The sequence below is a fragment of the Mycolicibacterium novocastrense genome, assembly GCF_001499835.1.
In the GTDB taxonomy this organism is placed as follows: Bacteria; Actinomycetota; Actinomycetes; order Mycobacteriales; family Mycobacteriaceae; genus Mycobacterium; species Mycobacterium novocastrense.
On record NZ_LQIH01000028.1, the window covers coordinates 32,721 to 39,716 of the forward strand.

The following is a 6,996-nucleotide window of genomic DNA, read 5'->3' on the forward strand; positions in this document are numbered from 1 at the left end:
GTCTGACTTCATGTTCGTGTCATTGCCCAATCTGCTTGGCGAAGTTGATTTCTCGGACCGAGCCGGCGGGCAGCTGCAGCCCCTCGCCGGCGCTCACGCTCACCCCGACACCGTAGGAGGCCTCCAGCAGACGCAGCCGCTGCAGGCCGGGGCTGCGGTCGAACACCTCCTGCATCGCGTTCGGCGGACCGATCGCGAGGACCACGTAAGGACTGCTGATCGGTTGATTGTCGACCAGGATGCCGCCGCCCGCCTGTCGGATAGTCACATTGGGGCCGATCCGCACCCCGCCGACCGACAGCGCTTCGGCGCCGCTGACCCACAGTGAGTTGACGACCAGTTGCAGGTCGCGGTCGAGAATCACTTGCCGGCTGCCCGGAACCCGTTGTTTGGACACGTCGCTCAGGTCCGCCGAAGAGGCGCCCGGGTCGGTGACGGTGATCGTCAGCCCGGGCCCGATCACGGGGGTGGCCGCGGCGGCGAAGCTCGCCTCGTCGAGGCGGCTGAGCAACTGCTGGCCGCGCGCGTCGCCCTCCAGGCGCCTGCGCCTTTCGTCGTCGACCTCGGCCGCCAGGGTGTCCCGGCGCTCGGCGGCCGCGGTGGTGTCGGCCTGCGCGGTGCGCACGCTGCCCGCGAGCACGTGCTGCGTCTCGCGGACACCGGGCGCTGTCGCGCGCGCCTGTGCCACCGCTGCGGCGAACACGACCACCAGCAGCAAGGCACCCGCCAGCTGCCAGGCCCACTGTTGCCATCTCGGTCGTTCGCGGCCGGCGGCTCTGGCCTCGGCGGCCGCGGCATACCCCGGGTCGAGGTGCTCCGTCAACAGCGACCGCAGCAGCGACGGCACCGGAATCTTGCTCGGCCGGTTCGCTTCATGGGCGTTGCGGCCAGAGTCGGGGTCGTAGCCGCCGAGTGTGTTGCGGAAGCTCTGCGTCATCGCGACACCTTCGGCAGTTGGCGCACCACCATGCCCACCTGGATCAGGTAGAGCACCGCCGACCACAGGTACATCAGCAGGCCCCAGATCAGAAAACCCCACCCGATCGCCAGCACCACCCGGCTCCACGTGGCGTCCCACTGCCCCAACAGGATCAGCGGCAGACCCGACATCAACGCGAACGTGGCGGCCTTGCCGATGTAGGTGACGGGAAGCGCGGTCAGGCCACGGCCGCGCAGCAGCGGCAGCGTCGCGGCGAGTACGGCGTCACGCCCGATCAGGGTGAGCACGATCCACCACGGCAGCGAACCGTGAAGCCCCATGGCGATCGGGACCGTCAGCATGTAGATGCGGTCGACCGCGGGGTCGAGCAACTCCCCCAGCCGCGACGACTGGTTGTCGACCAGCCGGGCGATTTTGCCGTCGGCCCAGTCGGAGAACCCGCTGAACATCAGCACGGCCACCGCCCACGCGTTGGCGTGCACCACCAAAAGCAGCCAGAGGAAGACCGGCACCAGCACGAGACGCAGCGCGCTGAGCACGTTGGGCACCGTGAGCACCCGGTTGCGGGCCTGACCCGCCTCGTCCGGCGGCGAAGGCACCCGGCCATGCGCCTCGGTCATGGGCTAAACCTAGCGGAATACGCCCGGCAGGCTCAGCGCCGAGAGCGAGTCGTCGGCGAGCGGGTTGTCGTGCACCATGTACGTCCACGTCGAGGTCGGACGGGCCAGCTTGGACAGGTCGACCCCGGGCTCGTCCTCGATCGACGGCGCCGTCTCGAACGTCTGCTGGGCCGCCTCGATCGCATCGGCGGCCAACGACGCGAACGCGTCGACGCCCATGCGGTGGAACTCGTCGATCGGCGTCTGGTTGCCCAGCGCACGCAGGTGGATGCTCTCGCGGATGTCGGCGAGATACGCCAGGTGGTCGGCCCAGCCGCGGTCGAGGTGATAGAGCATGATCAGCCGGCAGATCCTCTCCAGCTTCTCCTCACCGAGTCGTTCGACGACCTCCTCGTAGCGCTTCGGCGACAGCTCGGCGAGCTCCTCGCGCGCTGTGGGCGTGCGCAACAACGTGTTTCGCCGTTCGACGATGATCGCGCGCTGCTGGGCGATCAGTTGGTTGTAGCGCCAGTTGTTGGCGTGGATGTCCAGCATCCGGCCCTCGGCGACGCGCTGCGCGTGGTCGAGCAGGCTGGCCGCCTTGGGGCTGATGACGCGACCGTTCTCGTCGGTCTCCATCGGCAGCTTGTTGGGCTCCAGATGCGCGACCACGACATCGTCTTCCCAGCTGGAGAAGAACACCGACGAGCCGGGATCGCCCTGGCGGCCGGCGCGACCGCGCAACTGGTTGTCCAGCCGCTCGGTGTGGTGGCGGCCGGTCCCGATGACGTGCAGTCCGCCGAGTTCGGCGACCTCATCCTTTCTGGCGTCGTGATCGCTCACGTCAGAGCCGCCGAGCCGGATGTCGGTACCCCGGCCGGCCATCTGCGTGGACACCGTGACGCTGCCCAGCTTGCCGGCCTCGGCGATCACCGCTGCCTCCTCGGCGTCGTTCTTGGCGTTGAGCACGACCGCGGGAACACCGGCCTTGAGGAGCTTCTCGTGCAGCTCTTCGGATTCCGCGACGTCGCGGGTGCCGACGAGCACCGGCTGCCGGGTCTCGTGGACCTCCTTGATGTGCTCGACGACCGCGTCGTTCTTGGCGGCCGCGGTGACGTACACCCGGTCGGGCTCGTCCTCGCGGATGTTCGGTTTGTTCGGCTCGATCGGCGACACACCCAGCTTGTAGAACTGGCGCAGCTGCTCACCGGCCGCCAGCGCGGTGCCGGTCATACCGCACACCGTCGCATACCGGTTGACCAGCGCCTGGACCGTGATGGTGTCGAGCACCTCCCCGGTCTCGGTGGTCTCGATCCCCTCCTTGGCCTCGACCGCAGCCTGCAGGCCGTCGGGCCAGCGCTGCAGCTGCGCGATGCGGCCGCGGGAGGCGTTGATCAGATGCACGGCGTCGTCGCGGACGATGTAGTGCACATCGCGTTGCAGCAGCACGTGGGCGTGCAGCGCCACGTTGATCTCGGTCAGGGTGCCGGAGACGTGCTCTTCGGAGTACAGGTCGATGCCGCCGAGTTTGGCCTCCATCTTCTGTGCGCCGATCTCGGTGAGGTGGACGTTGCGGCTGTCGGTGTCGGTGTCGTAGTCGACACCCGGCGTGAGTTCACCGACCATGCGGATGATCTCGACCTTCGGGGTCTCGCGGTGAGTGGTGCCGGCCAGCACCAGCGGAACCAACGCCTCGTCGACCAACACCGAGTCGGCCTCGTCGATCAACGCGACATCGGGGTTCGGTGAGACCAGATCGGCGACGTCGGTGACCAACTGGTCGCGCAACACGTCGAACCCGATCTCGTTCACCGAGGCGTACGTCACGTTGCACTGGTAGGCCGCGCGGCGCTCCTCGGGCGTCGAACTCTCGGTGATCCAGCCGACCGTCAGGCCCAGCGCCTCCAGCAGCGGGCCCATCCATTCGGCGTCGCGGCGCGCGAGGTAGTCGTTGATGGTGATGACGTGCACGCTGCGCCCGCCCAGGGCGTAGCCGGCCGCCGCTATGGCACCCGAGAGCGTCTTGCCTTCACCGGTGGCCATCTCGACCACGTCGCCTGCGAGCATGCGCAGGGCACCCAGCAGCTGAACGTCGAAGGGCCGCAGCGACGTTGTGCGCTCGGCGGCCTCCCTGGCGATCGCCAGGAACTGCGGGATGTCGGTGGACTCGGCGAGGTCGTCGAGGTTCAGCAATTTGGCGGCCTTGCTCAACTTTTCGTCGTCGAGCGCCGAGGCCTTCTCGTCGAAATCCGCCGACCTGCGCACCTGGGCCATCGACTGCGCCTGGCTGCGGTCGGTGCTGGCGCCGAGCAGCTTCCAGAACCTATTGCTGACACGTCCTGAAGTGCGGGTCTTCGTCTTTGCCACACCGCTACCGTACGCGCTGCGCTGCCGGGGGCGAGCGTGCGTGTCCGCTTCGCGACACGCCGCATTTCGGCAGCAGTCTGCGCACGTTCACGGTTGGTCGACCGTGCCGAAGTCGATGCGCGCGAATTCTGACACCGGCTCGAAGCCGATCTTCCGATAGATCGCGTTCGACGTTGGATTGGCACGATCGGTGAACAGCACCACCGCCACGTCGCCGCGGTCCAGTGAGGCCTGTGCGGCCGCGGCGGTGACGGCCGAGCCGTAGCCGTTGGCCCGGCGGTCCGCGGACGTGAAGACCGGGCCGATGCGCGACACCCCCGCCGCGGGCGCACGCAGCAGCGCCGTGCTGACCGGTGTGCCGTCGACGTCCCACAGCAGGAACCGGTCACCCCGGTCGGCGGCCGCGTCGAGGAAGCGAGCCCCCGCGGCGTCGTCGCGGGGATGGCCGAAGGTCTCGGCGAAGAAGTGCTCCACCCAGTCGATCAATACCGCGCGGTGGGTCTCGTCTGCCCACCGCGGCACCCCCGCGACGTCGCCAGGCGGCCGCAGGGTCCCCAACCGGTAGAGCCGCTCTTCGAGCGTGACGCTGCCCGCACATCCGCCGTGCGACCGCCAGGCGTCGGCGATCGCGACGGCGACCTCACGGGAACCGCGGACCCCGATCAGATGGGGTCGTCTCCGACGGAGATCACGGGCAACGACCTCGACGCAATTGATCGGAAGACCGTTGCACGCCAACGGGTATGGCGGGGTCTGCAGCGCGACGCCGACCACTTCCGAGTTCTGCCACACCGACAGCAACAGCGCGTCGTCGGGTATCGCCGCGGCAAGGACCGTGAGCTCGATGGTGTTGACGACCGGGTCGCGCCGGTACACCGGTTCGGCGAGCGCGCGAAACTCATCGGCGGAGTCGTGAATGCGCACCTCCATGAGTCCAGCATGGGTGCGAAGGCCGAACGGGTCGACTCATTTTCGTCGCCTTCGCGCCGCCGCGAACGTGCGCAAAGTGTCGAGATCTCGCGGCGTGTCCTGTGCAGACCCGCACCCTCGCGGGGTTGAGCGGCCGGCGAGGCGCGAGCGGTGCGACCGGTTCGACACCTACCCCTTTGAACGGCCACGTGAACGATGTCGCGGTACCTTGCCGGAGTGAATGAGGGAATGTTCACCCCGACGCTGGACTGGGGCAGTGAACTGTGGACGTCGCTGGTGTGGATCGCGCGGGGCTGGGCGATCGCGGCGGTGTGCACTCTGATCGTCTTGGTGCTCATCGCCAGGTTCACCGTGTGGGGCCGTCAGTTCTGGCGCATCACCGGCGACTACTTCAAGGGCCCGGAAAGCCTCAAGGTCTGGCTGTGGCTGGGCGCGATGCTGCTCTCGGTGATCATCGGAGTCCGCCTGACGGTGCTGTTCACCTATCAGGGCAACGACATGATGACCAGCTTCCAGGTGGTGGCTTCGGGCCTGGGCAGTGGCGACGACGCCATCCGGAACTCCGGTAGGGACGGGTTCTGGCTGTCGATGATGGTCTTCGCGATCCTGGCCGTCATTCACGTCGCGCGGATCATGCTCGACCTCTTCATGACCCAGCGGTTCATGTTGGCCTGGCGGGTCTGGCTCACCGACCGACTCACCGGTGACTGGTTGGACGACAAGGCCTACTACCGCGGCCGATTCATCGACGACACCATCGACAACCCCGACCAGCGCATCCAGTACGACATCGACATCTTCACCGCGGGTGTCGGCGGGCTGCCCAACACACCCAACAACACCTCGACCGCCACTCTGCTGTTCGGTGCGGTCAGTGCGATCGTCTCGATGATCTCGTTCACCGCGATCCTGTGGAACCTGTCGGGAACGCTCACGCTGCCGATCATCGGTGACGTGCCGCGGGCGATGTTCTGGATCCTGTTGGCGTATGTCCTGCTGGCTTCGGTCTTCGCGTTCTGGATCGGGCGACCGATCATCTGGCTGTCGTTCTACAACGAGAAGTTCAACGCCGCCTTCCGCTATGCGCTGGTGCGGCTGCGCGACGCGGCCGAGGCGGTTGCCTTCTACCGCGGTGAGGCGGCCGAAAGGTCCGGGCTGCGGCGGCTGTTCGCGCCCGTCGTCAGCAACTACAAGCGCTACATCAACCGCATGATGGGCTTCTACGGCTGGAACCTGTCGATGGACCAGATCATCGTCGTGCCGCCCTATCTGCTGCAGTTCCCCCGGTTCTTCACCGGTGAGATCACGCTCGGCGCGATGAGCCAGACCGCGGCGGCCTTCGGCAACATCGAGCAGGGCCTGTCCTTCTTCCGCAACGTCTACGACCAGTTCGCCGGTTACCGGGCGGCGATCATCCGGCTGCACGGCCTGGTGGTCGCCAACGACGAGGGCCGGGCGCTGCCCGAGCTGACCACCGCGCCCTGCGTGGACGGCACCGTCGAACTCTCCGCCGTCGAAGTCCGCACCCCCGACGGCCGACAACTGATCAGGCCGCTCGACATGCGGCTGGAGGTCGGCGACTCGTTGGTGGTCACCGGCAAGTCCGGCAGCGGCAAGACCACCCTGCTGCGCAGCCTGGCGCAGCTGTGGCCGTTCACCTCCGGACGGCTGACCCGGCCGTGCGGGCCCAACGAGACGATGTTCCTCTCGCAGATGCCCTATGTGCCGCTGGGCGATCTGCGCACCGTTGTCAGCTACCCCAACGAGGTCGGCGAGATCGACGACCGGACGTTGCGCGACATGCTGCACAAGGTGGCGCTGCCGCACCTCGCCGACCGTCTCGACGAGGTCGACGACTGGGCCAAGGTGCTCTCCCCCGGCGAACAGCAACGCATCGCGTTCGCGCGGATTTTGTTGACGAAACCCAGGGCGGTGTTCCTCGACGAGTCCACCTCCGCACTCGACGAGGGCCTGGAGTTCATGCTCTACCAGTTGGTCCGCACCGAGCTACCCGACACCATCCTGGTCAGCGTGAGCCACCGCAGCACAGTCGAACAGCACCACACCCACGAACTCGAGCTGCTGGGCGACGGCGACTGGCGGCTGGGCCGCGTCGGGGGTGACGAACCGGCGAAGGTCTAACGCCCGCCCGGCTACCCG

General features: G+C 67.6%; 5 protein-coding genes. 1 reads left to right on the forward strand and 4 read right to left on the reverse strand.

Features of this window, described 5'->3' with window-relative positions:
- Window positions 1-19: 19 nt before the first annotated feature.
- From AU072_RS19010 to AU072_RS19025, 4 genes are all read right to left on the reverse strand, one after another.
- Window positions 20-937 carry a DUF881 domain-containing protein gene (locus AU072_RS19010; RefSeq protein ID WP_064415241.1) on the reverse strand — a complete coding sequence of 306 codons (918 nt, stop codon included), beginning with the start codon at window positions 935-937 and terminating at the stop codon, window positions 20-22.
- Entirely contained in the window at window positions 934-1,560 is a 627-nt protein-coding gene (locus AU072_RS19015; protein ID WP_064415242.1) for a CDP-alcohol phosphatidyltransferase family protein, read from the reverse strand. The genes AU072_RS19010 and AU072_RS19015 overlap by 4 nt, the downstream gene beginning before the upstream one ends.
- Window positions 1,561-1,569: 9 nt before the next feature.
- Window positions 1,570-3,906 (reverse strand): accessory Sec system translocase SecA2, encoded by a 2,337-nt coding sequence (gene secA2, locus AU072_RS19020; RefSeq protein ID WP_064415243.1) that lies wholly within the window; start codon window positions 3,904-3,906, stop codon window positions 1,570-1,572.
- 87 nt (window positions 3,907-3,993) lie between these two features.
- Window positions 3,994-4,836, reverse strand: a complete 843-nt coding sequence (locus tag AU072_RS19025; protein ID WP_064415244.1) for a GNAT family N-acetyltransferase — start codon at window positions 4,834-4,836, stop codon at window positions 3,994-3,996.
- Between the two features lie 228 nt (window positions 4,837-5,064).
- Between AU072_RS19025 and AU072_RS19030 the strand changes: the two genes are divergently transcribed.
- A complete protein-coding gene (locus AU072_RS19030; RefSeq protein ID WP_064415245.1) occupies window positions 5,065-6,978 on the forward strand; it encodes an ABC transporter ATP-binding protein/permease in 1,914 nt (637 codons plus the stop codon).
- Window positions 6,979-6,996 lie beyond the last annotated feature (18 nt).